This window comes from Pseudonocardia sp. ZF1 (genome assembly GCF_056835605.1).
Genome location: NZ_JAJNBY010000001.1, coordinates 4250287 through 4275314, shown reverse-complemented (window position 1 = coordinate 4275314; position 25028 = coordinate 4250287). Strand labels below are relative to the sequence as shown.

General features: G+C 62.3%; 27 protein-coding genes and 1 tRNA gene. 13 read left to right on the top strand and 15 right to left on the bottom strand.

All coding sequences use genetic code 11. The features are described 5' to 3' along the window. The first annotated feature begins 161 nt into the window (after positions 1-161). The 5 genes from ZF1_RS20615 to ZF1_RS20595 all read left to right on the top strand — a co-directional run bounded on the left by ZF1_RS20615 (position 162) and on the right by ZF1_RS20595 (position 8357). Positions 162-1124 (top strand): phage tail tube protein, encoded by a 963-nt coding sequence (locus ZF1_RS20615; RefSeq protein ID WP_482638098.1) that lies wholly within the window; start codon positions 162-164, stop codon positions 1122-1124. Between the two features lie 70 nt (positions 1125-1194). Beyond that, complete coding sequence (locus ZF1_RS20610) at positions 1195-1623, top strand: hypothetical protein (RefSeq protein WP_482638097.1); 429 nt, start codon at positions 1195-1197, stop codon at positions 1621-1623. Positions 1624-1646: 23 nt separating this feature from the next. After that, the gene (locus ZF1_RS20605; RefSeq protein ID WP_482638096.1) at positions 1647-1961 is read left to right on the top strand and encodes a hypothetical protein; all 315 of its coding nucleotides are present in this window, start codon (positions 1647-1649) and stop codon (positions 1959-1961) included. Positions 1962-2100: 139 nt separating this feature from the next. Continuing rightward, entirely contained in the window at positions 2101-4257 is a 2157-nt protein-coding gene (locus tag ZF1_RS20600) for a phage tail tape measure protein (RefSeq protein ID WP_482638095.1), read from the top strand. Positions 4258-4316: 59 nt separating this feature from the next. Next, complete coding sequence (locus ZF1_RS20595) at positions 4317-8357, top strand: LamG-like jellyroll fold domain-containing protein (protein ID WP_482638094.1); 4041 nt, start codon at positions 4317-4319, stop codon at positions 8355-8357. 633 nt (positions 8358-8990) lie between these two features. Here ZF1_RS20595 and ZF1_RS20590 read toward each other — a convergent pair. After that, the gene (locus ZF1_RS20590; protein ID WP_482638093.1) at positions 8991-9170 is read right to left on the bottom strand and encodes a helix-turn-helix domain-containing protein; all 180 of its coding nucleotides are present in this window, start codon (positions 9168-9170) and stop codon (positions 8991-8993) included. A 568-nt stretch (positions 9171-9738) separates the two neighbouring features. On the opposite strand from ZF1_RS20590, the gene ZF1_RS20585 reads away from it, so the two are divergent. The 3 genes from ZF1_RS20585 (at position 9739) to ZF1_RS20575 (ending at position 12263) form a co-directional block, all read left to right on the top strand. Further along, positions 9739-10437, top strand: a complete 699-nt coding sequence (locus ZF1_RS20585) for a CHRD domain-containing protein (RefSeq protein WP_062396966.1) — start codon at positions 9739-9741, stop codon at positions 10435-10437. Further along, the gene (locus ZF1_RS20580; protein WP_100878484.1) at positions 10424-11029 is read left to right on the top strand and encodes a class F sortase; all 606 of its coding nucleotides are present in this window, start codon (positions 10424-10426) and stop codon (positions 11027-11029) included. The genes ZF1_RS20585 and ZF1_RS20580 overlap by 14 nt, the downstream gene beginning before the upstream one ends. A gap of 67 nt (positions 11030-11096) precedes the next feature. Continuing rightward, positions 11097-12263, top strand: a complete 1167-nt coding sequence (locus tag ZF1_RS20575; RefSeq protein WP_405415767.1) for an FtsW/RodA/SpoVE family cell cycle protein — start codon at positions 11097-11099, stop codon at positions 12261-12263. Here the strand turns inward: ZF1_RS20575 and ZF1_RS20570 are convergent. Continuing rightward, positions 12256-12924: a zf-HC2 domain-containing protein gene (locus ZF1_RS20570; protein WP_482638092.1), complete on the bottom strand. Its 669-nt coding sequence runs from the start codon at positions 12922-12924 to the stop codon at positions 12256-12258. The two genes, ZF1_RS20575 and ZF1_RS20570, sit on opposite strands and share 8 nt — an antisense overlap. Further along, entirely contained in the window at positions 12921-13490 is a 570-nt protein-coding gene (locus tag ZF1_RS20565; RefSeq protein ID WP_073575590.1) for a sigma-70 family RNA polymerase sigma factor, read from the bottom strand. The genes ZF1_RS20570 and ZF1_RS20565 overlap by 4 nt, the downstream gene beginning before the upstream one ends. Before the next feature lie 120 nt (positions 13491-13610). On the opposite strand from ZF1_RS20565, the gene ZF1_RS20560 reads away from it, so the two are divergent. Then, positions 13611-13681: transfer RNA gene (locus ZF1_RS20560), tRNA-Gly, on the top strand. Positions 13682-13764: 83 nt separating this feature from the next. Here the strand turns inward: ZF1_RS20560 and ZF1_RS20555 are convergent. The 12 genes from ZF1_RS20555 to ZF1_RS20500 form a co-directional block, all read right to left on the bottom strand. Then, positions 13765-14898, bottom strand: coding sequence for a tyrosine-type recombinase/integrase (locus ZF1_RS20555; protein ID WP_482638091.1), 1134 nt, complete (start codon positions 14896-14898; stop codon positions 13765-13767). Continuing rightward, complete coding sequence (locus ZF1_RS20550) at positions 14898-15116, bottom strand: helix-turn-helix domain-containing protein (RefSeq protein WP_208824972.1); 219 nt, start codon at positions 15114-15116, stop codon at positions 14898-14900. Before ZF1_RS20550 ends, ZF1_RS20555 begins: the two co-directional genes overlap by 1 nt. After that, complete coding sequence (locus ZF1_RS20545) at positions 15113-16468, bottom strand: replication initiator (RefSeq protein ID WP_482638090.1); 1356 nt, start codon at positions 16466-16468, stop codon at positions 15113-15115. Before ZF1_RS20545 ends, ZF1_RS20550 begins: the two co-directional genes overlap by 4 nt. A 102-nt stretch (positions 16469-16570) precedes the next feature. Continuing rightward, entirely contained in the window at positions 16571-17260 is a 690-nt protein-coding gene (locus ZF1_RS20540) for a hypothetical protein (RefSeq protein WP_482638089.1), read from the bottom strand. Further along, entirely contained in the window at positions 17224-17439 is a 216-nt protein-coding gene (locus tag ZF1_RS20535) for a hypothetical protein (protein WP_482638088.1), read from the bottom strand. The genes ZF1_RS20540 and ZF1_RS20535 overlap by 37 nt, the downstream gene beginning before the upstream one ends. Further along, a complete protein-coding gene (locus ZF1_RS20530) occupies positions 17439-18707 on the bottom strand; it encodes an FtsK/SpoIIIE domain-containing protein (protein WP_482638087.1) in 1269 nt (422 codons plus the stop codon). Before ZF1_RS20530 ends, ZF1_RS20535 begins: the two co-directional genes overlap by 1 nt. Before the next feature lie 71 nt (positions 18708-18778). Beyond that, the gene (locus ZF1_RS20525) at positions 18779-19675 is read right to left on the bottom strand and encodes an IS3 family transposase (RefSeq protein ID WP_482637801.1); all 897 of its coding nucleotides are present in this window, start codon (positions 19673-19675) and stop codon (positions 18779-18781) included. Beyond that, complete coding sequence (locus tag ZF1_RS20520) at positions 19672-19983, bottom strand: transposase (protein ID WP_482637802.1); 312 nt, start codon at positions 19981-19983, stop codon at positions 19672-19674. The genes ZF1_RS20525 and ZF1_RS20520 overlap by 4 nt, the downstream gene beginning before the upstream one ends. Positions 19984-20280: 297 nt before the next feature. Further along, a complete protein-coding gene (locus ZF1_RS20515; protein WP_161152823.1) occupies positions 20281-20469 on the bottom strand; it encodes a hypothetical protein in 189 nt (62 codons plus the stop codon). Between the two features lie 4 nt (positions 20470-20473). Further along, complete coding sequence (locus ZF1_RS20510; protein ID WP_482638086.1) at positions 20474-20812, bottom strand: hypothetical protein; 339 nt, start codon at positions 20810-20812, stop codon at positions 20474-20476. Positions 20813-20816: 4 nt separating this feature from the next. Beyond that, positions 20817-21005: a hypothetical protein gene (locus tag ZF1_RS20505; protein WP_482638085.1), complete on the bottom strand. Its 189-nt coding sequence runs from the start codon at positions 21003-21005 to the stop codon at positions 20817-20819. A gap of 323 nt (positions 21006-21328) precedes the next feature. Then, complete coding sequence (locus ZF1_RS20500; protein ID WP_210026497.1) at positions 21329-21730, bottom strand: hypothetical protein; 402 nt, start codon at positions 21728-21730, stop codon at positions 21329-21331. A 74-nt stretch (positions 21731-21804) separates the two neighbouring features. Here ZF1_RS20500 and ZF1_RS20495 point away from each other — a divergent pair, with 74 nt between their 5' ends. The 4 genes from ZF1_RS20495 (at position 21805) to ZF1_RS20480 (ending at position 25000) form a co-directional block, all read left to right on the top strand. Then, entirely contained in the window at positions 21805-22686 is an 882-nt protein-coding gene (locus tag ZF1_RS20495) for a hypothetical protein (protein ID WP_482638084.1), read from the top strand. Then, positions 22686-23492, top strand: coding sequence for a hypothetical protein (locus tag ZF1_RS20490; RefSeq protein WP_482638083.1), 807 nt, complete (start codon positions 22686-22688; stop codon positions 23490-23492). The genes ZF1_RS20495 and ZF1_RS20490 overlap by 1 nt, the downstream gene beginning before the upstream one ends. Positions 23493-23512: 20 nt before the next feature. Further along, entirely contained in the window at positions 23513-23917 is a 405-nt protein-coding gene (locus ZF1_RS20485) for an NUDIX hydrolase (RefSeq protein WP_482638082.1), read from the top strand. Positions 23918-24202: 285 nt separating this feature from the next. After that, positions 24203-25000: an IS5/IS1182 family transposase gene (locus ZF1_RS20480; protein WP_073574106.1), complete on the top strand. Its 798-nt coding sequence runs from the start codon at positions 24203-24205 to the stop codon at positions 24998-25000. Positions 25001-25028 lie beyond the last annotated feature (28 nt).

Below are 25028 nucleotides of genomic sequence, written 5' to 3'. Positions count from 1 at the left end.
ACAATGAAGATAAAGTATGTAGGCACTAGCCCATTAGATATTCCGTCACTTGGTGTGTATGTGAATCAGGGTGACGTGTTTGAAGCAACAGGCGATGACGCTAAGTCTTTGCTTTCAAGAGAAGATTTTGAGCGTGACGAAACAGAAAAGGAGAGTAAGTAATGACTCAGATTAATGACGGGTACATAGGTGCTGCCAATGAATCTACGTTCGGCACACCTGTAGCAGTTAATAAGTTCTTCGAGTTTACCAGTGAAGGCATTGAAGGCTCTTATGAGAACATCGAATCAGAGGGCTTGCGTGCTGGTAACAGATTCGTTCGCGCTAACAGATTCGTAAAGAACGCCAAGGGTGCTAGTGGAGACATCGAGCTAGAGGTTCTAGATCAGGGATTCCAGTTCTGGTTGCCTCACATGTTTGGTGGTACTGCCACAATCGGCGCGGCAGTAGGTGGTCTATATCCACAGACATTTGCTATCGGTAGCCTAGACGGTAAGTCTTTTACAGTTCAGTCTAACCGAGTAGGTGTAGATGGTTCAGATAACATCTTCACTTGGTCAGGCGGCAAGGTAACTGAGTGGGAGCTTTCTAACTCAGTAGATGAATTGCTAAAGATCACGCTGACATGCGATTTCGCTAAGGAAGTAGCGGGGGCCGGCGCGGGTGCGTTGGCTAAGCAGACTCCTGTTTATACAGACGGAAAGCTTCTTAGCTTCATCGGTGGATCAGTAAAGATCAATGGTGTTCTGAACCCTGTAGACGAAGTATCGCTAAAGGTGACAAGCGGTCTAAAGGATGACCGTTACAAGATCGCAGGCTCAGCCTCAAAGCTAGAGCAGATTGAAAACGACTACAGAGAAGCAGAGTTAAGCTTCAAGTGTGACTTTAGCGGTCTAACAACTTACGCACTGATGGCTACAGGTCAGGTAGCAGAAGTAGCACTAGAATGGGCAAGCCCTTCCGGTGGTTCGCTGCTTATTACTATGCCAGCGGTTCGCTTCGATGAAGTAACCAACGGTAAGGAAGGCATGGGCATCATCGAGCAGGAAGTTACTGCAAAGGTAATGCACCCTGCTTCTGGTAACCCAATCACAGCGGTCTACAAGACACCTGACGCTGCATAACAAAATACTACTGATTAGGCGGGTAGCTCGTGTAGCTACCCGCCTTTTCTTTTATCTAGAGGTGGAATATATGGCTGGTGTAGAGATTGAAGGCGGCAAGCAGTTCCGCAGGGCACTGAAACAAGCAGCAGGTGACTTGCAGGACTTGAAGGATGCCAACTTTGCAGTAGCGAACGAGGTAGCACAGAAGGCGAGCAGTAAGGCTAGAGGACAAGGTTCTACAGCCGCTAAGGCTTCACCTTCTATCAAAGCCGGTAAGGCAGCCTCAAAGGCAACAGTACAGCTTGGTGGAGCAAGAGCGCCGTATGCCATCGGTTCTGAGATGGGTTCGTTGAAGTACGGACAGTTCAAGCAATGGCGCGGTAATCCATCACAAGACGTCTTTAGTGGATCAGCAGGTTACTACTTGTTTCCTGCTATCCGAGAGAACGAAGACGCAATCATAGAACAATATTGGGAGTCTCTAGAGAAGATCGTAAGAGATGCGTTCCCTAAGTAAATCATAGAAAAGGAGCTAGACACATGAAGCTAGTGCTAAATCAGGATGAGTTGACATTCAGAGACCTAGAGGACTTTGAGACTCACACAGGAAAGACAATGGAAGAAGCCTTCACTCCCGTACCCGTAATGGTAGACGGCAAGAAGGTGCTAGACGAAAGAGGAAGACCAGAGATGCACGTCAAGTACCGAGCAACAGACTTGGTGGCACTTGTATGGATTCTTGGTCGTAAAGACAACCCGGACTTCACGCTAGATGATGCGCGTGACACGAAGGTAAGCGAATTGGTCATGGAGAACACCCCTGACCCAAAAGAAGACGACGCGAAAAACGTCTGAAACTAATGGCAGAGCTTATGTGGTTCTACGGCATTGGTCTCGACGACGTGAAGTCATTGAAAATGTATGAGATGCGCTCATTGTCAGCCAAGATGGATGAGCTACTAAAAAAGGGAGTCTATTAAGGAGTTGAACATGGGTGGCAAACGATAGAACACTTAGGGTAACAATCGCTGGTGATGCGAATAAGGCAAAGGGTGCCTTCAATGATCTTGATGGATCAGTAGGTAAGTCAGAGAAGGGTCTTGCTGGTTTCGGTAACAAGCTAAAGGGAACCTTCTCAGGCATTGGTTCGATGATCGCCGGTGCTGGAATTGGAGCTGCACTAAGCAACGCGCTATCTGGCGCTATGGATATAGGCAACGGAACAGCCAAACTAAAGGCACAGCTAGGTCTTACAACAGAGGAAGCCGGAAGGGCCGGCCAGCTAGCAGGTGACCTTTATCAAAGCGGTTTCGGCGCCAATATGGAAGACGTAACTACTGCTCTAGCTAACGTTAGTCAGCAAATGGGCGGCTTCGGAAACGTCAGCCAAGCCGAGCTGCGCAAAGTATCAGAAGGTGCTCTTGGTCTAAGCCAAGCTTTCGGCACTGATCTAAACGAATCTATTGCAGCGGCAGGAAAGCTAGTCAAGTCTGGCATGGCTCCTGACATGACTTCCGCTATGGACATGATTACAGCCGGAATGCAGAAGGCTGGTGTGGCTTCTGGCGACATGCTAGAGACCATCGGTGAATACACACCCTATCTATCTTCACTTGGTGTAGATGGTGCCGCTGCTTTCGGAATGATGAGCAAGGGTATCGAGCTTGGCGTTATGAACACTGACAAGTGGGCAGACGCTATGAAGGAGTTCGGTATTAGAGCTATCGATGGCTCTAAGACAACCATTGATGCTTATCAATCTCTTGGCTTCAATGCCGAGCAGATGATGACAAAAATTGCCGCTGGTGGGCCTGGTGCTCAGCAGGCTATGTCTCAGGTAGTACAAGCGCTTCAAGGCGTGAAAGACCCGGTAGAGCAGAACCGCATTGGTGTAGAGCTATTCGGTACTCAGTGGGAAGACACTGCCCGTACTGCTCTTGCTGCCTTTGATCCTATGGCTTCTGGCCTAGGAAACGTTAAAGGTGCTACTGACGCGATGAACGCTTCTCTAGCTCAGGCACCAGAAGCAAAGATAGAAGCAATGAAGCGCGGTATGCAGGGCTTCCTTATGGATATAACCCAAGCACCGGGCATCATAGGTACTTTCGGTACCGCTCTTAGTGCATTTGGTCCACAGGCTATTTCAATAGCTGGTTCATTGGCTATGGTCGGAATGGCTGTAGCTCCTATGGTCGCTTCTATAGCGGCAGCAGTAGGACCAACTTTGGCTTCTTGGGCCTCTATGGCAGCAGGAGCCGTAGCAAGCGGCGCGGTAATGGTAGGTCAGGCTGCTCTAGCTATTGGACGTTGGATAGCAATGGCAGCAGCGGCAGTAGTTAATGCAGCTATTATTGCAGCAGCTTGGTTAGCGGCTAATCCTATTGCTCTTATCGCAGCGGCGATTATAGCTATCGTAGTTTTGATCATTGCTAATTGGGATAAGATCAAGGCTTTCCTACTTGCTTGTTGGAATGGAATAAAGGCAGCAGCGGCAGCTACTTGGAATTGGATTAAGTCAACAGTAAGTTCTGTAACTTCTGCTATCGGCAATGCTATCCGTTCTGGTTGGAATGCTGTAGTTAGCTTCTTTAGTTCAGCTTGGACAAGAATAAAGGCAACAGTGCAAGCCGGAATACAAACTGTGCTTGCATTAGTACGAGCTTTGCCAGGACAAATCCGTTCTGGAATAGGTAATCTCGGTAATCTTCTAGTTAGTGCCGGTAAAGCCGTAATCCAAGGTTTGTGGAACGGTATTAAGTCAATGGGTGGGTTCCTAAAGAACAGCATCCTTGGCTTTATTCGCAGTTTCGTACCCGGCCCGGTATTGAAGTTCCTGGGCATCGCCTCACCTTCTAAGCTATTCAGAGGTATTGGTAAGTGGATTCCAGCCGGTCTAGCGCAAGGTATTGAAGGTAACTCCGGTGTAGTAAGTAGTGCTGCACTGAACATGCTTGACCCTCTAATGGCAGCAGCTAACGCTTCTAGCTATATGAACGGAAGAGGAAGTAGAACAGCAGGTCTTAGCGGCAACAACGGCAATGTCTATGTGACAGTGCAGGGAAGTGTTGTGACTGAGAAGGAGCTGACTACTTCTATCGAGCAGAATATTTACCGTAAGAACAGAAACAACGGCAGATTGGCGCCGGTATAGGAGGAATTATGATTGACGAATCACGACTATTCATCGATCTAGATAGATCAGACAAGATAATGCAGTTCCCTGCTTATGAAGGATCACTAGCAAACGTAGTGTCCATTGATACTCAGAACGGTAGAGATTATGAGCGTGATGAGTTCGGTGCTTCTGACTGTGACATTCAGCTTGACGTTGAACGTGGCAATCAGATGTTCGCTACTAACTTTGACTCAGTATATGAACAGCAGACAGATAACTACTTGAACGGCTTAACAAGAGCCAATCAGGACTATCTGATTACTACTGACCAGGCTATGCATTACACCGGCACATCAGTCGAGCTGGTACAGGGAAGAGGGATGATTAACTTCCGTCTTCCGGATACTGCCAACTATCGAGTGACACCGTGGCGTCTTGGACCTGGTCCACGCTACGTAGGTTCTTCACTGTTCGCGCCGGTAAAGGAGTACAGCGACTATGTCTTTAGCTATTACTACCAAGAGGTAGACATAACTGTCACAGAGCCTCAGTTCTTAGACATACTCATTGCTTACTGGTATGACGAATCCGGTGCGTTCATCGGTAGAACAGTTATCAATCAGCAGTGGATGAACAGACAGACAGCGGCTATCCGAAGATTCGGTAAGGCTAAGGCTCCTGCAAGAGCTGCGTTCGCTTCTATCGGTAATGAATCGTCTATAAACTCCGTGTATCCATATGCTTCTACAGCTAAGGGATACAGACAGTTCAGATGGAATCAGTTCCAGATTCATAAGTACGATGCGGCTTACGAAGCTGCTAACGGAACGATGGTGAAGCCGTTCGCGCTTGACGATCTATCTAGACGCTCTCCACAAGCAGGAACACCGGTGAAGACTGGTCTTCGTGGCAATCAGTACAAGATGGAGCGAGACTATCCAAAGCTTGTTACAGGTGGAGGTACAGATTTCGCCGGTGCATATGGTTGGGTATTGCAACCTAGCTGGTTCAACTTTGAAGAGATAACGGCCGGCCAGGAAGGTAACTACATATCCAACAATGGAAACGTAGCATTTGCTATCAGCACTTCCGCGCCATTGGCCGGTACTAAGTGTCTAACAATCACAAGCAATACCAACACAGCTAATGCCCGTGACGTCAGACTGTCTACCAGCTTTCAGTACCGCAACATTCCGTTCTATAAGATAGCTACGTCATACAATGCTGAGCTGAGAGTTAGCTTTTGGATGCGCAATAACAACAGTACTGCGCCGTCAGTATCGTTGTTCTTTGATTCGGAAGGTGGCGCTCAGCCTGGTATCGGTTCATTGACTATGACTGCTAACCAGGGATGGACTTACTACTCATTTGACGTGAGACCACCTGCACAGCTTAGTTCTGGTGCGCTTACATTCCGTATGGGTGCCGCTGGTTACAGCTTGTCCATAGATAATGTTCAAGTCACTGTAGACCAGCCTGAACCGCAGGATGACGTTCTTGGTTGGTTCAATCCTTTCAGTATGACTACTCCTGATTTGGTGAAGTTCGGGTACAGCACAAGCAAGATTATTGTGGACTACGAACCCGGTACTGATAGTTCATTTGACAAGTATTATCAGCTGACTAAGGCAAACGGGTCATCTACGGCTGACCTTCTGTTTAGTTACTTCACTGATCAGTACAACGCTCCTGTTCAGTCGGGACGCTATTACGAGGTTCTGATACAAGCACGTAAGACTTCAACATCTACAGGAACAGTGGCTTTGCTGAGCAAGTTTAATGTGAGCGCTCTTGGAACGGCTTATACGCTCGCTCCTTCTCTTGCATTGACTACTCAGTGGCAGACATACCGCTTCGTTGTTCAAGTGCCTACAGGAACCTCAGCGGCTTCTATAGGTGTGAGACTTACAGGTACATCTAGCGGTGTGCAGAACCTACAGATCAAGTCTTTCAGATTCCGTAAGGTAAGAGCGGAGCTGACTTCATCATCGTTCGATACTCCTAACAGAAGTAGAACGCAGGTCTACACAACTGAGGCTGTAACAGAAGGTCAGGAAGTGTGGATCAACTACGGATGGGATAAGACTAGAAGTAAGTACATCATGGACAAGTGCTATCACAGTGGAAAGATAAGAACACGCTATAAGGCGACGATTACAAGTATCGGTCAGAACGTACCGGCCGGAACTACTGCCGCTATCGTGTGGACTTCTACGACAGGTGAGTATCCGGGTCCAGATGGAAGCTTCTTGGCTTCTCCTGCCTATGACTACAAGACAGTCGTTACTCTTCCTGAGACAGGATCAATCACAGTAGAAGCGCTTGGTCCTGATGTTCCGTGGCGTGCGGTAGCTCCTGTTTTGTCTATCAATCTACCGGCCGGATATCATACATTCGGATACAAGTTCACTGATGAATACATTGGACCTGACGGATATCAGGCAACGCCCGGTATCCAAGAGAATCCGGTCTTTACTGGATGGGTAGAAAAGAGAGAAGATAAAGGGGCCGGCCAGGCCATTAGCGGTAAGAGAAACTACGAAGTTAGATTGAATTGCTATGGTCCGCTTGGTGCTCTTAGCCGAGTGGAGCTAGCACGTCCATACGAACAATCAGTCATGGCTTCTAACCCGCTGGTCTATCTACCAATGAACGATAACCCGTCAGATGGTTCAATTACCGAGCTGGCAGGAAGGCTTGACGTTAAGCCGAAGTTCAAGGGCTACGGTATTCCAAGTGATACATGGGGAATTAAGCCTGATAGTGATGTCTCTCTAGCCGGAAGTGATGAGGGCGGTAGCTACAAGTGGTACTCAGAGAGTACAGCTTCTAAAGCCGTAAAGACCCGTGGTATTGACATAAGCCATCCCTACTATTGGGAAACATGGCCTAAGTCTTTAGGCTGGACTACTGAGGTTTGGTTCAGTCGTCTACTGCCACCGACAAGTGCGGAGATTCTGTTCAATCAGAGAGATACGTCAAACAACTTGTTTGCTGACGGATTCACCGCGCGAATTACTAACACAGGAACGATTGTATTTAGCGGTGGAAAGTTCGTTGCTACTTGTGATGAGTATGTTACTCATGGTCTACCTAATCATCTTGTCATTACTGCTACGCCCGGTATTGTAGAGATCTGGCTTAATGGAAACAAGATGCCGGACTTTATCAGCGGTCCACAGGTTCCCTACTTTGATGAGACGCTGATCGGAACGTACATAGGTGACAAGTTTTTCTACAGCATGTTCTCTGGAAACATGGCGCATTTTGCTATGTATGATCATGTGCTTTCCGAGCAAGAGATTAAGACTCATTACAACGTAGGAACGGGACGTATTTACGGCTCTAAAGAAGTAGGAGCTTTGAATACTGTCTTGAATATTACTGACCAGCCTGGTGTTAGGAAGTACTGTCAAGACCAAGATGGTTATGCAGCACCGGGCGGTTTGAATGTTAGTGGCTTTGATTGGTCATCTAACACAGCTGCTCAAAGTGTTCTAAGAGAAACAGCTGCGTCGGGTAACGGATTGCTATTCGATGGTCGCAATGGCTCACTTGTCTTTGAGTCGAAGGATAAGCGCCTAAGCAACACTGCTAAGACATGGCAGATTGGCGGAGAGTTGGCATTGCAGCCTGAGCCTGGTTTTTCCGCGGTAATCGATGATGCAAAGGTTATCAACGAAATGACAGTAGAATCATCAGTAGAGAAGATTAACATCATAGATAGAGCATCAGTAAAGAGATGGGGAAGGCACAGCGCGAATAAGTCGACTGATCTTTATAACTTAGCTGACGCTCAGGCAGTAGGGGAGTGGATCGTAGCGACAAGCAATAGACCTTTCCCGCGTTACTCAGAGCTGACATTCATGGCTACGGCTAATGATGCAACAGCGGAGTTCTGTCAAGCAGTTCGTATCTCAGACAAACTGAGCGGAAGCTTGGTATTTGAGAATGGAGCTGACGGAGGAAGTATTGATGCCTACGTTGAATCGGTGAACCACTCTATCTTTAGAGATGGTGACGTTCTTCAATGGGAGACAAGTGTCAATATCAGCCCGGCAGCTAATCAAAGAGTGTGGGTTCTAGAAGACTCTCAGTATGGAGCTTTGGACGGAGCTAATCGTCTTGCTTATTAAACGAAAGGATTTGATATGAAGTGGCAACAGTACCTTCATTGCCAACTTTTAGCGCCGGTGAGATTCCAACCGCGCAAAAGCTAAACCAGATGGGTGCGCTAGCAGACTTTGCTAACAATCCACCTAGATGCTGGTTAACAGTTACAGCGACAGCTTCACAGACTATGGGTCAGTCGGCTTACATTAACTTTGACACTGTTCTACAGGACAGCGATAACATGTCTGACCTTACAGGAGCGCCGTCAAGAATAACGATTAACACGGCCGGCGTGTACTTAGTCTTGGGAAGTCTTGCGTTTAGTGATCCTGATCCGACAGTAGGAAACTTCCGTGCTATCGAGATTTGGAAGAATGGCGGGTTTGAAGTTATTAACAACATTCCCGCTGGTGGTGCATATGGCGGTGGTCTTAATATGGCTATCGCCGGTACGATCTATTGCACACCGGGCGACTACATTAGACTAAGATTCGCACAGAGTGCTACAAACTCTAAGGTAGTTAACGCATCTAACGTAGCCGGTAAGAACTATCTGAATGTTAGATGGATGGGTAACGTTTAGTGCTATAATATAGTTGTTCTCGAACAACAGAAGAGCCACGCTCAGGTTTAATTACTTGGGCGTGGCTCTTTTTCTATTTCTGCTGTAGATCTTTGAGTTGTCTTCGTAGAGATTCGACATTGAAGCGATAATGATTGCCTGCGGTCACAAGGTCAGGCTTCACCGTTCCGTCGGCTGCCCACCGGGCGAGCGTGCGCCTACTGACACCTATGGCCTTGGCAGCCTCAGTGGTCGACAGCAGGTCTTCGGGCACGTGTGCAGCGTAGATAGCTCAGATGGCTCAGTATGCCGAGCTGGCCGGGATGGCTCAGTTGGCTCAGTTGTCCCGTAAGGTCACGGGAGTGTGGACGTCTGTATTGGCCTGTAGCGCGCTCATCGTGATGGCCTGGTGTCTCGGGTACCTCGTGGGCAGGCGCAAGCCTCAGAGGCCCGTACACGGCTCATGGTCCATGCGGCCTGGTAGATCACGTCGTGGACGGCACAGCATGTAGAAGCGAATGCCCTAACGAGCTGTTGAGGCTCTGCGGCGTGCTACGGTCACCTGGTCAATGTGGGCTCTGACCAGCATGTATGACGTAGAAGACGATCTTGGGTAGTAGGCAGAAGCACGTAAACCGCTCCCAAAGCGAGTGCGCTACCAAGCTGCGCCACACCCCGTCGACCGCAGTCTAACTACGCTTTATACCCCGGGGCGCAGCGCTCCATGCCTGAGGTGATCGAGCACCCACGATCGGGTGAGACGTGAACGCGGCCACTGCGAGGTCCGTAGAGACGGGCAAGAACGACGAACCTCGTGAAACTCTCGGAAAGGACCCACCCCGATGCGTCGCACCCTGCCCCGTCTCGCCGCCGTCACCGCCGCGACCGCCCTCGGCTTCGCCGCGACCGCGGGCGTCGCCTTCGCCCAGCAGGCGGACGTGCCCGAGCCGGACTCGTTCACCAGCATGTACACCGTGATGGCCACCCCGGACACCATCATCAACAACGACGGCGCGTCGGTCCCCGGCCAGCCGGGTGCCACCGGAGAGTTCAACTTCCGGATCAACTCCGACGACGAGGTCATCTGCTACGACATCACGCTGCGTGGCGTGACCGGCGAGTACCAGAGCCCGGCCGCGACCGCGACGCACATCCACGAGGCGGCCGCCGGCCAGCCCGGCCCGCCGCGGATCTCCTTCCCGAACCCCCAGGGTGACGGCGACGTCCGCACCTCGTCCGGCTGCATGCAGGGCCCCTTCACCACCGGGCTCGAGGGTGACAACGGCCAGGACACCGGCACCGGCTTCTCGCTCAAGCAGATCGAGGCGAACCCGGCCGGGTTCACCGGCGACACGCACACCGCCGAGTTCGCCGCGGGCACCGTCCGTGGGCAGCTGCAGGAGGTCCCGATGGGTGGCGTCGAGACCGGCGCCGGTGGCGCGTCCGACTCCACCGCTCTCTACGCGATCGGCGCCGCCGGCGTCGCCGCGGCCGCCGGTGCGGGCGTCGTGATGGTCCGCCGGGGTCGTGCGCAGAGCTGAGACCGCGCGTGACCGGCGCCCGGGAGCCCTGCTGCTCCCGGGCGTCGTCGCGTTGCTCCTCCTCCTCGCAGGCTGCGCCGCGCCGGCCGCACCCGCCGCGCCCGAGCGCCCGGCAGGCCCGGTCACGCAGGAGCCGGTCGTCGCCGAGCCGGGGGAGGCCGCGGTGCCGACCTCGGTGCGGATCCCGGCCATCGGGGTCGACGAGCCGGGTCTGGTGCGTCTCGGCGTCGCCGCGGACAACACCGCCGAGGTCCCGCAGGACTTCGACCGTGTCGGCTGGTTCGACCGCGGCGGCAATCCCGGACCGACTGTCCTGATGGGACACGTCGACTCGCGCAGCGGGCCCGCGGTCTTCTTCGACCTGCGCGACCTCGGACCGGGTGACGTCGTCGAGGTCGGTCGCAGCGACGGCACGACCCTGCGCTACGCGATCGAGCGGACCCAGCAGGTTCCGAAGGACGCGTTCCCGACCTTCGAGGTGTTCGGCGCGGCGTCCCCGGACCTGCTGCGCCTGGTGACCTGCGCGGGCGACTTCGACCGCGGCGAGCGCAGCTACGTCGACAACTTCGTCGTGCACGCCCGCATGCTCTGACCGTTGCCCGACGCGCCGTGCGGTCCGGTTCCGCCCGTTGTGCCCGGTCCGGCGCGACACTGATCGGGTGACGGTGCCGAGACAGCGCGACGCGCGTGCAGCGGGCGGGACGCCGCGGCGCCGTCCGGCGTCGCGGCTCGCCCGGCTGCGTTCCGTACCGCCGCTGCACCTCGTGCTCGGCGCGACGGGGGCCCTGCTGGCCGTCGGTGTGGTGATGGTGCTGTCGGCGTCGGCGGGCGGGCGGACCGTCGCCGACGGGATGGTGCTCACCGTCTTCGTCCGCCACCTGATCTTCCTGCTGCTCGGGATCGGCGCGTTCGCACTCGGGATGTGGGTGTCACCGGCCCGGTTGCGACGGTGGACACCGTGGCTGCTGTTCGCCTGTCTCACCGCGCTGGTGCTGGTGCTGGTCCCCGGCATCGGCGAGGTCCGCGGCGGTGCCCGCCGGTGGATCTCGGTCGCCGGGTTCACCGTGCAGCCGGGCGAGGCGGCGAAGGTCGTGCTCCTGCTGTGGGGCGCGCACGTGCTCGCGTTGCGCGGGCGCGCCGTGCGCCACGGCCGCTACGCCGTCCTCCCCCTGGTGCCGGTCGCCCTGCTGGCCGGGGCACTGCTCATGCTGCAACCCGCGCTCAGCACGACGGTGGCGCTCGGCGTCATCGTGCTGTCGCTGCTGTTCTTCGCCGGTGCGCCGCTGGTGTTGCTCGCGGGCCTGTCCGGCGGGGCGCTGCTCGGCGTCGCCGTCCTGGGGCTCACCGCGGACTACCGCCGCGACCGGATCAGCACCTTCCTGGGCGCCGGCGACGAGCTCGGCGCCGGCTACCAGTCCCGCCAGGCGCTGCTGTCCCTCGCCGACGGCGGCCTGTTCGGCACCGGCCTCGGCCAGGGGCGCGCGAAGTGGGACTACCTGCCCAACGCCGCGAACGACTTCATCTTCGCCGTCATCGGTGAGGAGCTCGGGCTGGTCGGCGGGCTCGCCGTGCTGGCGCTGTACCTGCTGCTCGCCTGGGTCGGGCTGCGCGTCGCCGCCCGCACCCGGGACACCTTCCTGCGGCTGGTGACGGCGGCGACCGCGACCTGGGTGGTCGTGCAGGCCGTGATGAACGTCGGCTACGTCGTCGGTCTGCTCCCGGTGACGGGTCAGCAGCTGCCGCTGGTGTCGGCGGGCGGGACGGCGCTGGTCAGCACCCTGTTCCTGCTCGGGCTGGTCGCCAACGCCGCCCGCCGCGTCAGGTAGCCAGGCTGCCGCGCAGCACCGTGGACCCGGCGCCGTCGACGACCCGGAACTCCTCCGCGTCGGCCCGCAGCACCGAGGAGTTGAGGTTGCACACCATCGGGGCGGTGCCCGTGCCGATGAACTCGCCCGCGCTCACCTCACGCCCGTCCTCGGCCTCGACGACGACGCGGTAGGTCGCACCGGAGCGGAACCCGTCGCCGTCCAGCACGATCTCCACGCCCCAGGTGTGCGGGATCGCGACCGCCGTGGCCTGCACCGCGGGATCCATCGCCTGGACCGCGACCGGCTCGCGGGGGATCCCGTCGTGGTCGCCGACCAGGTACCCGGCGACGCCGCCGACGAGCAGCGCCGCCGCGGCCGCCGCCGCGACCGGGGCCCACCGGTTCCGTGCCCGGGCCGCGGCCGATGCCGCGCGCTCGGCCCGCGCCGCCGCCACGATCCGGTCGCCCAGATCCGGTGGGGGAGCGGGAGTGTGGTCGAGCCGGTCGGGGGCGACCCGGCCCAGCGCGGGCAGCACACTCGAGACCTCGGCCAGCTCCTCGCGGCACGCCGGACAGCCCTGCAGATGGGCCTCGAGGGTCGCCAGCTCGTCGCCCTCCAGCCAGCCCATCGCGTGGTCACCCAACGACTCCCGCATCGCCCGGTGCTCGTCCGGAGTCACGGTTCCACCCCCATCTCGTCCATCGCCAGTCGCAACGCCTTCAGCCCGTAGAAGACCCGGCTGCGGATCGTCCCGACGGGCACCCCCGCCTCCGCGGCGATCTCGGCGTGTGGACGCCCCCGCAGGTATGCCTCGACGATCGCCTGCCGGTGCTCCGGACGGAGCCGCCGCAACGCCTCCTCGACCAGCCAACCGTCGACGAGGGCGTCGTCGGCAGGGCCGATGTAGTCGTTCCCGGTCTCGGGCTCGTCGGTGAGCCCGCGGCGCCAGGGCCGCGCCGCGACCCTACGGATCTCGTCGATGACCACGTTGCGGGCGATGGCGAACAGCCACACCCGCAGACTGGCGACCGACGGGTCGTACGAGTCGGCACGACGCCAGGCGCGCAGGAAGACCTCCTGCACGGACTCCTGGGCTGCACCCTCGTCGCCCAGCTGGCGCAGGGCATAGCGGTAGAGCTCGGCTCCGTGCGCGGTGTACGCGGCGCGGAGCCCCGGCTCGGAGTCGAGCCCGGGTTCGGCGGGGCGCGCGTCGACGGAGCGCAACCTGCGGTGGGGCGCCTTCATCGGTGTCTGCGAACCTCCTGAACGTCCCTGTCCCCGGTGTGTACGCACCCGGGGGCGGGGGTGTTCACAGGGGCGGAGTGGGATACGCTGCGGGGGTCCTGATCGACGAGATCGGGGCATGCGGGCGTAGCTCAATGGTAGAGCCCCAGTCTTCCAAACTGGCTACGCGGGTTCGATTCCCGTCGCCCGCTCAGCTAGGTCTACCAGCGAAAACGGCGCCCACTCCCGATCTTGGGAGGGGCGCCGTCGTCGTTGTCGTGCAACTAGCGTGCAACTAGCCGTCGTCGTGCTCGTCGTACTGGACCAGGTCGTTGAGGCGTCGCGCGATGGCGCGGTCCCGCTCGCTGGTGGCGTGCTGGTAGATGAGGGCGGCCCGCATCGAGCCGTGGCCCATGCGGTGCATCAGTTCGCGGGTGCTGGCCCCGGCCGTGGCCGCGAGGTGGTTGCCGGTGTGGCGCAGGTCGTGGAAGTGGAAGCCAGTCGGCAGGCCGGCCGCGACGACCGTGCGGGTCCAGGCGGTGGCGCGGTGGAAGTTGCTCCGGCGTAGCGGGCCGTCGCGGTCGCCGGTGAAGACCAGGCCCTCCGTGCTTTCCTCGGCGTACTCGGCGATGTGCTCGCGCAGCTCGGTCACCAGCACGTCGGGCAGGGCGACTGTGCGGGCCCCGGCCACGGACTTGGTGGGCCCCGCTTCGATCTCTCCGTTCTTGTGCTCGGCCAGGCGCCGGTAGACGTGGATCGCTGCGCCGTCGAGATCGATGTCGCAGCGCCGCAGCGCCACCAGCTCACCCCAGCGCAGTCCGGTGAACGCGGCCGCGAGAACGAGCACCCGGAAGCGCGGAGGCACCAGCCCGGCGAGCCGGTTGACCTGTGCGACCGTCGCTGTCGGTCGCTCCGGGGTCCGGTGCTGGCCCGCGCCCTTGATCCGGCACGGGTTGCGCTTGATCAGTCCGTCGTCGACGGCGGTGTTGAGGATGGCGCGCAGGAGCCGGTAGGCCTTGGCGGTCCGGTCCTCTGACCGTCCGTTGTTCAGGAGAGCGGAACGCCAGGATCGGACGCGGTCGGTGCTGATCTGGCCGAGCGGGTAGTCGCCGAGGTACGGGGCCAGGTGCAGCGCCCAGAGACTGGCGTACTCCTCGCGGGTCCTACGGCTGATCTTGTGCTCGGCGATCCACTGCTCAGCGAAGTCACGCAGCGGGATCTTGCCCAGAGCCGGGTCGGTCCAGTCGTCACGCAGCAGCTCGGTCTCGACCGTCGAGAGCCACTGCTCGGCCTCGCGTTTGCGGGCGAACGTGTCGGGTGCGGTTCGTCGTCGACCGTCGGGGCCGAGGTAGGAGGCCTGGTAGCGCCCGGACGGCAGCTTTCTGATCAGGCCGAATCGGCGGTGTCCGGGGCGGTTGCCGCGTGCCATCAGCTCACCTTCCGAAGCTGTCGACGGACGGCGGAGACGTCCACCGGCTCGACCCGTCCGGCTTGGACGAAGGCCTCCAGGTCGGTGACACGGAGGCGGACGTGCCTGCCCATGTGGTGGAAGGCGATGCGACGCTCGGCGATCAGCCGCCGGACGAAGCGCACCGATGTGTTCAGGTAGGCCGCTGCCTCGGGGACGGTCAGGTAGTGCGCGGTCATGACGTCTCCTTCCGGGATCGCGTCGTGCACTGTTCGCGTCGGCGTTCGGCGATGCCGAGTGCGATCTCTCGTTCGGCGTCGTTGCGGTGTCCGATGTGGACGACGGCCCAGTCGTTGACCACCAGCACCGCCCCCGTGTCGGTGGGGGTGTCGAGAGCGGCGAGGGTCTCCCCAAGGCGGTAGGTCCGTCGGTCGCCGCGGATCGCACCGAAGGTCGTCGAGTACGCCCGGGACTTGGTGAGGAAGTGGCCGCGGAACCCGAGCATGTGCGCCCACCGGCGCAGGTTCAGCCCCTCGTACTCCTCGCGTCCGCCGAGCTCCCACGCTGTCTCGATCAGGCGCCGGTGGTGCGGGGTGATGTCGAGGTGGTCGAGGTGGGTGATATCGCGGATCGGTCGGTCGGTGGCCTCGGACTTGCCGGTGCCCTTGGTGGCGTACTTGGCGACGTAGGCGGCCAGCGCTGAGTCGGTGATCTCGCCGTCGTCGTTCTCCAGCGAGGCCGCGGTGGTGCTGGTGATGGGTCGGGTGTCGACCTGGGTGCCCCATGCGAGCACCTGCGGGGAGCCGTCGGGCCGGTTCACTGTCAGCGACACGTCGTGGGCGGCGTCCCGTATGGCCGCGTGCAGTGCGTCGGCGGTGATCCCGGCCGGTAGCGTGGTCCACGGGCCGTCGGGGCCGTCGAGGCGGACGACGGCGTGGAAGTGGACCAGTCCGCGGCGCTGGTACTCGGCGACCTTGGCGTAGGACAGCCGCGCGTGATCCCGGAAGTCGCGGACCCGGACGCCGAGGACCTGGGCGAGCAGGCGGCGGAGCCGGATGGCGAACCGGTTCCACAAGACCCCGGAATGCGCCTGCCACAGCACCGCACCCACGTAGTCGTGCGACTCAGGATCGAGTGCGCAGCCGATGCGGGGGTCGTCGCGGTGGTGCTTGTCGCCGCAGCGGCAGGGGATGACGAGGCCGCGGGCGGTGACCCGGCGGGTGTGGACCGGTCCGAACGAGGGCGCGGTGAGCGTGACGAACAGCCGCGGGTGGGTGGCGGCGGTGTCGGGGACGCCCTTGCCGCCGGCCATTCCGGAGCGCAGGAGGTGGTAGGCGTCGGAGGCGTAGCGGTCCGAGCACGCGGGGCACACGCTCGCGCGGCGGTTGCCGCACGGGGCGAGGATCTCGCCTTCCCGTTCGGCCAGAACGGCCCCGGTGGAGCGGTCGTAGATCCGGGACGAGCCCGTCAGGTGGATCGGTGCGGCGCAGCCCCCGATGGCGGTGACCTCCCGGCGCCAGGTCTGGAAGTTCTCCGAGCGCAGCAGGTGGGACAAGTCGTGGTCGTGTGGGGTGGTCGTGGCAGCCGTCATCACGGCATCCCTCCCGGGGATGGTTCGTGGCGGTGGATGTGGGGTGGCGCCGGCCCCGCCGCGAGCTGGTCTCACGCGGCGGGGCCGGGCCGATTGCCGGGGTCAGCGGCGGTAGAGGCGGTGCTCGTGCTCGATCTCGACTGGCCCCGGGGCGTAGCCGTGGTAGCGGGCGAGGAGCCGGGCAGCGGCCCGGTAGCTGGATGCGTGGCCGACGAGTGCGCCGTGGTCGTTCTCGACCCGGTGACGGCCGCTATCGCGCAGCACGGTCCCGCCCTGGCCGGTGGTGCCGAGGCAGACCAGGGCCTTGCCGGGCTCGACCACGTCCACGTTGATCACGCCCGTGGAGCGCTGCGGGGCCTTCGTGGTTTCCGGCGCCGGCGTCGGTGCCGGGATGGGTCGGAGGTGGTCCCAGCGCGACACCATGTCCCGGGTCGCCTTTGGCACGAGCACCGAGCGCGTCGGGCCCTCGGAACCGGCGTAGCGGACGTGGTGGCCTCCGCCGAGGCGCAGGTGTCCGGTGTCGAGGAGCTGAGTTACGGTGTCCCCGTCATGCCGGGCCAGCAAGTCGGCGCATCCAGGCCGGGCCGAGTCCGCCCGCAGCACCACGCCGGTCCGCTCGACGACAAACAGCCCCGGGTCCTGGGCCAGGCCGACGACGCGGGAGACCTCGCGCGGGTCCTGCGTGGCGGCGGGGCCGTGGTCGCTGGTCTCGACGGTCACGGGGTCCCCGAACAACGCACCCTGCACCGTGCCGGTCATGCCGACCACCACCAGGTAGCGCGGGCCTCCCACGACCACTCCCGGGCGAGCTGGCGGACCACGTACCACTCCGCCACGATCGCACCAGCCGTCACAACCCAGAACCAACCCGACGCTGATCCCAGGTACAGCCAGGTCCCGCCGACGATCAGCGCGAACAGCAGCGTGAACTTGGCCCAGGTGCGGAGCACCCATGCGGTGGTGGTGCCCATCAGGCGGCCCCCCGCTCGGTGTCGAGGTCGATCACGTCCGCATCCGGCGGGGGCGTGCAGCGCTGGACCAGCTCGGTGATGTCGTCGTCGGAGACGAACGCCGCGCGGAACCGGACCGGCAGGCGCGAGCCCTTGTCGATCACGAAGCCGATCCCTGCATGACGCGCGTCGCCGGGGATCTCATCGGCCAGCGCACCCCGCTCCCGAGCCCCTTCGCCCAGGACCATGTCGACGTGGGAGGCCGCGGTGACGCCGAGGCAGATCCGCTGGGTGAACAGCTCCCGGACGTCCACGACGTCCTTGGAGGGCTCCTGCAGGTAGCCGTGGACCGCGAACAGAAACGCCCGCCCCTGGGTCATCACCTCGGCCAGCAGCCGCAGGGCATCCCGGACCGACGTGCGGTCGCCGTAGGCGGTGAGCATGGCCATCTCGTCGATCACCAGCAGCTCCACCGGCGTTCCCACACTCGGGGTGCAGGCGCGGATGTTCTGGTCGCGCATGTCGTCCTGCCGGTCGCGCATCGCATCCCGGAACTCGGTCAGCAGCTCCAGCGCGGCGGGCATGGAGGTGGCGTAGCGGTGGAACAGCGGCGCGCCCTGCTCGGTCTCCACACCGCCCTTGAGATCCACCATCCACACCCGGACGATGCCGTCGCGGATGCACGGCCCCACGCCGCGCAGGGTCGACCAGAGCACGGAGCCCTTGCCCGCCCCGGAAGCGCCGGCCACGAGGCGGTGTCCACCGATGACGGGGGCGGTGAAGGGTTCGCCGCGCTCGTTGTCCCCGATCTCGACCGCGCCGAGGTCGACGTCCTCGGTGGTCTCGGGGATGTCCGGTGCCGGGATGGTGCGGGTGAAGGGCAACTCCCACTCGATGACGATCGCGACGACGCCGGGTCGGTGGCGGGTGATCGCGACCCGGTGCGCGATCAGGGCTTCCCAGAGGACGGAGGAGCGTTCCTGCCAGTAGGCGACGTCCTGGCCGCGGACCATGCGGACGTAGACGGTGTCGATCGACGCCGACGCCGACCGGACCCGCAGGACGCGGGGGACGAGCTGGTCGCCGGTGTGCCGGTGCTCCCTGGTTAGGCCGCAGTCGGACATGAGCTGCGCCCAGCGACGGCCGCGGTAGACCGTCCAACGCCGCCACGTGGCCCGTAGAGCGGGTGCAGCGAACCGATCGAAGGTGGCCGGGTGGGCGCGGCCCCAGACCGCTACGGAGCCCGCCAGAACAGCGAGCATGACCGCGGTGACGATCGGGCCGAGCATCAGTGCCAGGCCCAGGACTGCCAGGGGGACGGCGACGAACCTGAGCTTCCCCCGGTTTCCCGGAGTCCGGGTTACCTGTGATTGTCGCGCTGGGCGCGATGGTAGGCGTCCTCGTACTCGTCGGGCGAGAGCCCGCCGAGGCCGGCCTGGATCCGGCGGGGGTTGTACCAGCCGTCGATGTAGCGCAGCAGGGCGTGCTCGGCCTCGGCGCGGGTGGCGAACGTCGTGCCCGGCCAGTACACGAGCTCAATCTTGAGCGTGGACCACAGGTTCTCCGCCAGGGCGTTGTCGTAGCTGTCGCCTGTGGACCCTGTCGAGGGGGCGACACCGGCATCGACCAGGCGCTGGGTGAACCGCAGCGCCGTGTACTGGGCGCCCTTGTCGCTGTGGAAGATCAACTGCCCGGAGCGCACCGCCCGGGAAGCCAGCGCATGATCCAGGGCGGTGAGCACCAGCGCGGTCGTCGCCCGCGCGTGGGTGGCCCAGCCGACGACCCGGTTGGCGAACGCATCGCGCACGCTGGCCAGCCACAGCACGCCCTCGCCGGTGACCAGCCGCGTCAGGTCGGCCACCCAGAGCCGGTTCGGCGCCTCGGCGTGGAAGTCGCGCTCGACCCGGTCCGGCGCGGCGGTGTGGTTCGGGTCCTGGCGGGTCGAGCCGTGCTTCCAGCCACGGCGCAGGTGCGCGCCCTGCAGACCGTGCTCGCGCATGATCCGCTCCACGCGCTTGCGCCCGACGCGCACGCCCTGGCGGCGCAGCTCCAGCCACACCCGCGGCGAGCCGTAGGTCGTGGCGAACTCACTGACGTTGCGCACCTTGCAGATCTGTTCGAGCAGCGCGGCGTCGTCGAGCTCGCGCCGGCTCGGCGCCGCGCGGCGGGCCCGCCAGTCGTAGTAGGTCGAGGCGGGGATGCCCAGGACCCGCAGTACGAGACCGGCCGGGAAGTCATGGGTGTCGATGAAGCTCATGACCACCTCCGGGTCGGGCCGATCTCGCTGGCGAAATACGCACTCGCCGCGCGCAGGACCTCGTTGACTCGCCGCAGCTCGGCGTTCTCGGCCGCCAGCCTGCGGTTCTCGGCCACCATGTCGGTGCTCGGGCGATCCTCGCGCTCGCCGGCATCGGCCTCGGCCTGGCGGACCCAGTTCCGCAGGGCCTCGGGGTGCACGTTCAGCTGACCGGCCAGCCGCTTGAACGACGGCCGCGGGTCGGACTCCCGATACAGCCGAACTGCCCGTTCCCGCAGCTCATCGGGGTACTTCCTCGGTGCTGGCAACAGAGCCTTCCTTCCCAGTCCCCTCGATGGGACCAGTCTTCAAAGACTCCGGAGAACCGGGGGAACCTCAAACCCGGGGTGCCGGGCGGTCCAGGCCAACGCCTGGAACTCTCGCCCCGGAGGCCGAGACGCACGACCCACATGAGTGCGGGCCGGGCCGTTCATACGAGTTGCACAGCTACTACGCTTGTTCACTGCTACCAGTCCTCACGAGAGTTTGTGTCGGGTAGCAGGGGCGCCCGCTGTGTGTTTCCGCCAAGAATCAGTGCAGCGGGCGACCCCACCACCCGAGGTGGGTTATTTCTGTTCGCGCAAAGCCCCACGCGCCGAGTCCAGATGCACGGTCAGGTGGGCGACGTCGCGGGCGAGGTTGTCGTGGGTGTTCTTGAACCCACCGGTCCGATACGGAATCCCGTGCAGCGAGCGCCGGAGTTCGCGCATCGCGGCGTCGAGTTCCTCGACGGTGCGGTCCACAGCCTTCGACATGGAGTCACTTCCTCCATTCGCGGGAGACCAGTTCGGCTTCCCACTTCTTCGCCGCCGAGGCCATGACCCGCAGCGAGGCGTGCGCGGTCTTCGCCGAGGCCCGGATCTCCTCCGGCGACGCGGTCGACCAGTGCTCCCCCTGAGCGCCGGCCTTCGCTGACATCCCCTTCCCTGAGCGCTTGGTCTTCGAGTCGGTGGCCTTGGCCGCGACCTTGTCGGCCTCGGCGAGGGCGTCCCCGACCAGCTGCAATGCCCGCCAGAACTCGCCGTACTTGCGCAGCGCGCGCCGGTTGACCTTCGGCAGCGTCTTCACCCGGTCCCGGGCCCCGAGGTTGATCGCCATCGCCTCAGACCCCCTTGCGGATCGTGAGCTGGGCCAGGCGCAGCCCCTCGGCGACCCCGGCCCGCCACGCCTGCTCGGTCGCGATGACGGGGTGCTCGGTGCGGGCCCAGCGGCGTCGCTCGATCTCCAGTCGCCGCACGAGGCGACCCACACCAGTCGTCATCCGCGGGCGGGTGTTCGTGGTCGTGCTCATCGCGTCATCTCCATCTCCGCCAGCGCCGCCGGGCTGCTGGTCTCGCCGTCTCCGAAGCAGCCCGGGCAGACCCCGGAACCACCACACGCCCCGCACTCGACACCGGAGGTCGAGTCGCCGTAGCCGTCGCACACATCGCACGCCCTGCTACCGCTGCATTCGCCACATACCACCGCAGATCACCCCTTGGCAGAGGACACAGGTGTCCCCGTCCCGGATTCACTGGGAATTGCCGGAACACCATTCCGGCGAATAGTTGGGCCGCTACATCAGGCGGCCGGCCCGCGCATCACCGCGGGCGACACCGACGACTCAGAGGTCGGTCAGGAGTGGTTCTCGTCGTCCTTGCCCCGCCGCATCGGCGCAGGAGCGGGGTGGGCGTGCTTGAGGCCCATCGCCTTGAACGCGATCCCCGACACCGTCCGACCATCGGCGGACTCGATCGAGTACGGGTTGATCTTCGGGTCGATCAACTGGACCCGGGCGTCCTCTCCGAACCCCTCACCGGGGTCGGTCGTCAGGGTCACCTTGATCTCCTCGCCCTTCGGCGCGCGCTGCCCGGCCTGGACCTGGAGCTTCGCGAACAGCGACACCACGAACTGCGTCACCCCGTCCCGATCGGTCACCGGCACCTCGGCGCCGTTGGCATCCTGGCGGGTCTTGGGTGCGGGCGGCTCCACCACCGTGAGCTTGAAGCCGTCGAGCACCACCGGAAGATCCCTCATCGCTCCACCTCTCGTAGTTGATGCCCCTAAACCCTTGCCTTGCTCGTTTGGGCCGTTCAGGGGGCTAAACCAGCATGGCGCCGAGCGGATCCCTTGTCAAGGGGCCTAAACTGGCCGATGTGGTTGACGTTGACGAGGAGTTTCACGCGCTGCGTTCGGAGCCGGATCCGGTCCGACGTGGGCGGCGTGCGACCGACCTGCTGGCTACCTACCAGCAGCGATCGGTGGAACTCGCGCGCGTCCGTCGCGCCGCGATCGAGGAAGCACGGGACCAACTCGGTGGTAGCTACACCGAGGTGGCCCGCGCGTTCGGCCTGACCAAGGGCCGCATCACCCAGATCCGCAGCACCGCCCCGCCCGCGCACCGAGCGTTCTTCGGGGTCGGTCCGCTCGACATCGCGCTACCCGGCCGGCGCCTGCTCGACCGCGAAGACGTCGTCATCGCCACCGAGGACGACGCCACCGGTGTGCACCTGACCGACGAGACCGAACGACTGGCATTCACTGTCGAGCGTCGGATCATCGACCCGCAGCAGGAGTGGGAACCAGCCCACGACGCGGTTGTCGTCTGCGGGCCAGCGTCCGCGCACGTGGGCAACATGCTCATGCAGCGCGACCCGCTGCTCACGATGTCCCTCGGGGATGGGGCCCGCTGGGGGATCGTCGACCGCGAGACCGGAGAGCGGTTCCTGTCTCCGCTGGACGACGAGGAGCCTCGCCGGGCCGACGTCGCCTACCTCGCCCGCCACGCCATGCCCTCCGGCGCGGTCGTCGTGCACATCGCCGGTGTGCACGCGCTCGGATCGATCGGCGCCGCCCACTACCTGACAGAGCACGTCGCCGACCTGTGGGCCGAGTTCGGCGACGGCTCGTTCAGCATGGTGGTGAGCGGCGAGTTCGACGGACTGACGCCCACCGCGCTCAAGGTCCTCACTTCCCCGCGGCGCTGGCCGTAATGACCGTCCACGGTGCGCTGCTACCGGGCGGCCGGTATCCCGGGCAGGACCGCTGGACGGCGACACCCCACGGGGTTGTCGTGCTCGACGGAGCCACTGCCAGCGCCCCCGAAGTTCCTCCAGCCGAGCTGTACGTCGACACCCTGCTCGACGACCTCGCCAGACGTCTCGACAGCGACACCGAGCTACCCATCCTCATCTCCGAGGCCATCGGCGCCGCCGCGGACGCGCTCGCACTCGCACCGGGTGTTGCCCCGTCGTCGACAGTCGCGCTCTTGCGTTGGTCGAGCAGGACGGTCGAGGCGGCTGTGCTCGGCGACAGCACCGTCGTTCTCGGACTGGTCGATGGGGGAGAGATGCGACTGTGCGACGACCGCCTCTCCTCGGTCGCCCCCTCTGCCCGCCAGGTCTATCGCGACCGCTTGCGCCACGGCCACGGCTACGACGACCGCCACCGCGACCTCATGACCACGATCCAGCGCGACGAGGTCGACGCCCGCAATCGCGAACACGGCTACTGGATCGCTGAAGCCGACCCCACCGCCGGACTTCATGCCCAGACGGAACGACTCCCGCGTGCCGCCGTCTCCTGGGCCGTCATCGCCACAGACGGCGCCCAGCGTGCCGTCGACCACCTCGGTATGCAGTGGGCAGACGTGGCGACAAGGGAGGCTCCTGAGCTCCGGGCGCTCCTGGACCGTCTGCACCACTGGGAAGCCGAGAGCGACCCCCGCGGCGAGGCCCTTCCGCGAGCCAAGCCCCACGACGACAAGACCATCGTCACCTGGACCCCTGATCGCCGATGACGACCACACCGCGCCACTCCGTGGCAGTCGCAGGAGTCGCCGTCCGGGAAGACGGACGAATCCTCGTCGTTCAGCGCCGCGACAACGGACGCTGGGAAGCCCCAGGGGGAGTCCTGGAACAGGACGAGACCTTCGAGCACGGCGTCCAGCGCGAGATCGCCGAGGAGACCGGCGTGACCGTCGCCGTGGAGTCCCTCAGCGGGGTCTACAAGAACATGAAGATCGGCGTAGTCGCGCTCGTCTACCGGTCTCGCCCGGTCTCCGGAGAGGCAACCCCGACAGAAGAATCTCAGCGTGTCGAGTGGCTCACCGTCGATGAGATCCAGCAACGGATGATGCCGGCCTACGCCATCCGTGTCCTCGACGCCTTCACCGCGGGGCCATGCTCCCGAGCCCACGACGGTACGACCGTCATCGAGCTCTGACCAGCGGAAACCCTTTCAGCGGACGCCGCCGGAGCGCGCCGTGTCTAGAGTCTCCATTCGGTATCAAGGCGGCGGCTCCGCCGCCGCGCCGCTTCCCGCCGGCCGGGGCGTGCGGCCTCCGGCCGGTCCCCGTCCAGCGCGCGGCTGCTCTGAGACCAGTGAGCCTTTGCCAACCTGATGGACGAGCAGGTCAGCTGGCGTGCGGCGTGGCGTGACCTCGAAAGGGTGAAGCTCCTGGTAGACGGGCGATTGCCTAGATCAATCCGCCTGACCAGGAGCTTCAGAGTGTTGTCTTACCCGTCCGGGATGACCGTGTCCAGCCGCGCGCTCGGCCTGCTCGCCGACGCGCTGCGCGCGCACCGCAACCAGCGGGCTACACGCTGGCGCAAGCTCTCCGCCGGCCGCCAGGCCCTGCTGGTGGTGGCCTATCTGCGCAAGGGCGAGACCTATGCCGACCTGGCCTGCGGGTTCGAGATCGGCACGTCAACGGTCTACCGCTACGTGCGCGAAGCGCTCGCCCTGCTCGCGGCGATGGCCCCGACGCTGGAGCAGGCGATCGAGGTCGCCTCACGCAAGGCGTTCGTGATCGTCGACGGCAGCCTGCTGCGGATCGACCGGGTCGGCATGGCGTCCGGCCGAGACCGCCCCTACTACAGCGGCAAGCACAAGGCCCACGGGCTGAACGTGCAGGTCATCGCCGACCCGGTCGGCAGGCTGGTGTGGATCTCCCCGCCGCTGCCTGGCGCGCGGCACGACATGGGAGCCGCCCGCGACCACGGGATCATCGAGGCGCTGACCGCGCATGAGATCCCCGCGGTCGCCGACACCGCCTACCAAGGCGCCGGTCCGATGGTGGCCGTGCCGCAGCGGCGTCGGCGCATCGACCCGGACACCGGGCGCTACCGGCGCCTGTCGCGCAACCAGAGGGAGGTCAACGCCGCACACGCCCGCCGACGCGGGCCGGGTGAGCGGGTCAACGCCGAGCTGAAGAACTGGAAGGTTCTGCGCAAGATCAGATCCTGCCCGGCCCGGGCCGCCGAGCTCGTCGCCGCAGTTCAGACCCTCATGATCGCCAACGGATGATCAGGTTGGCAAAGGCTCAGTGTCGGAG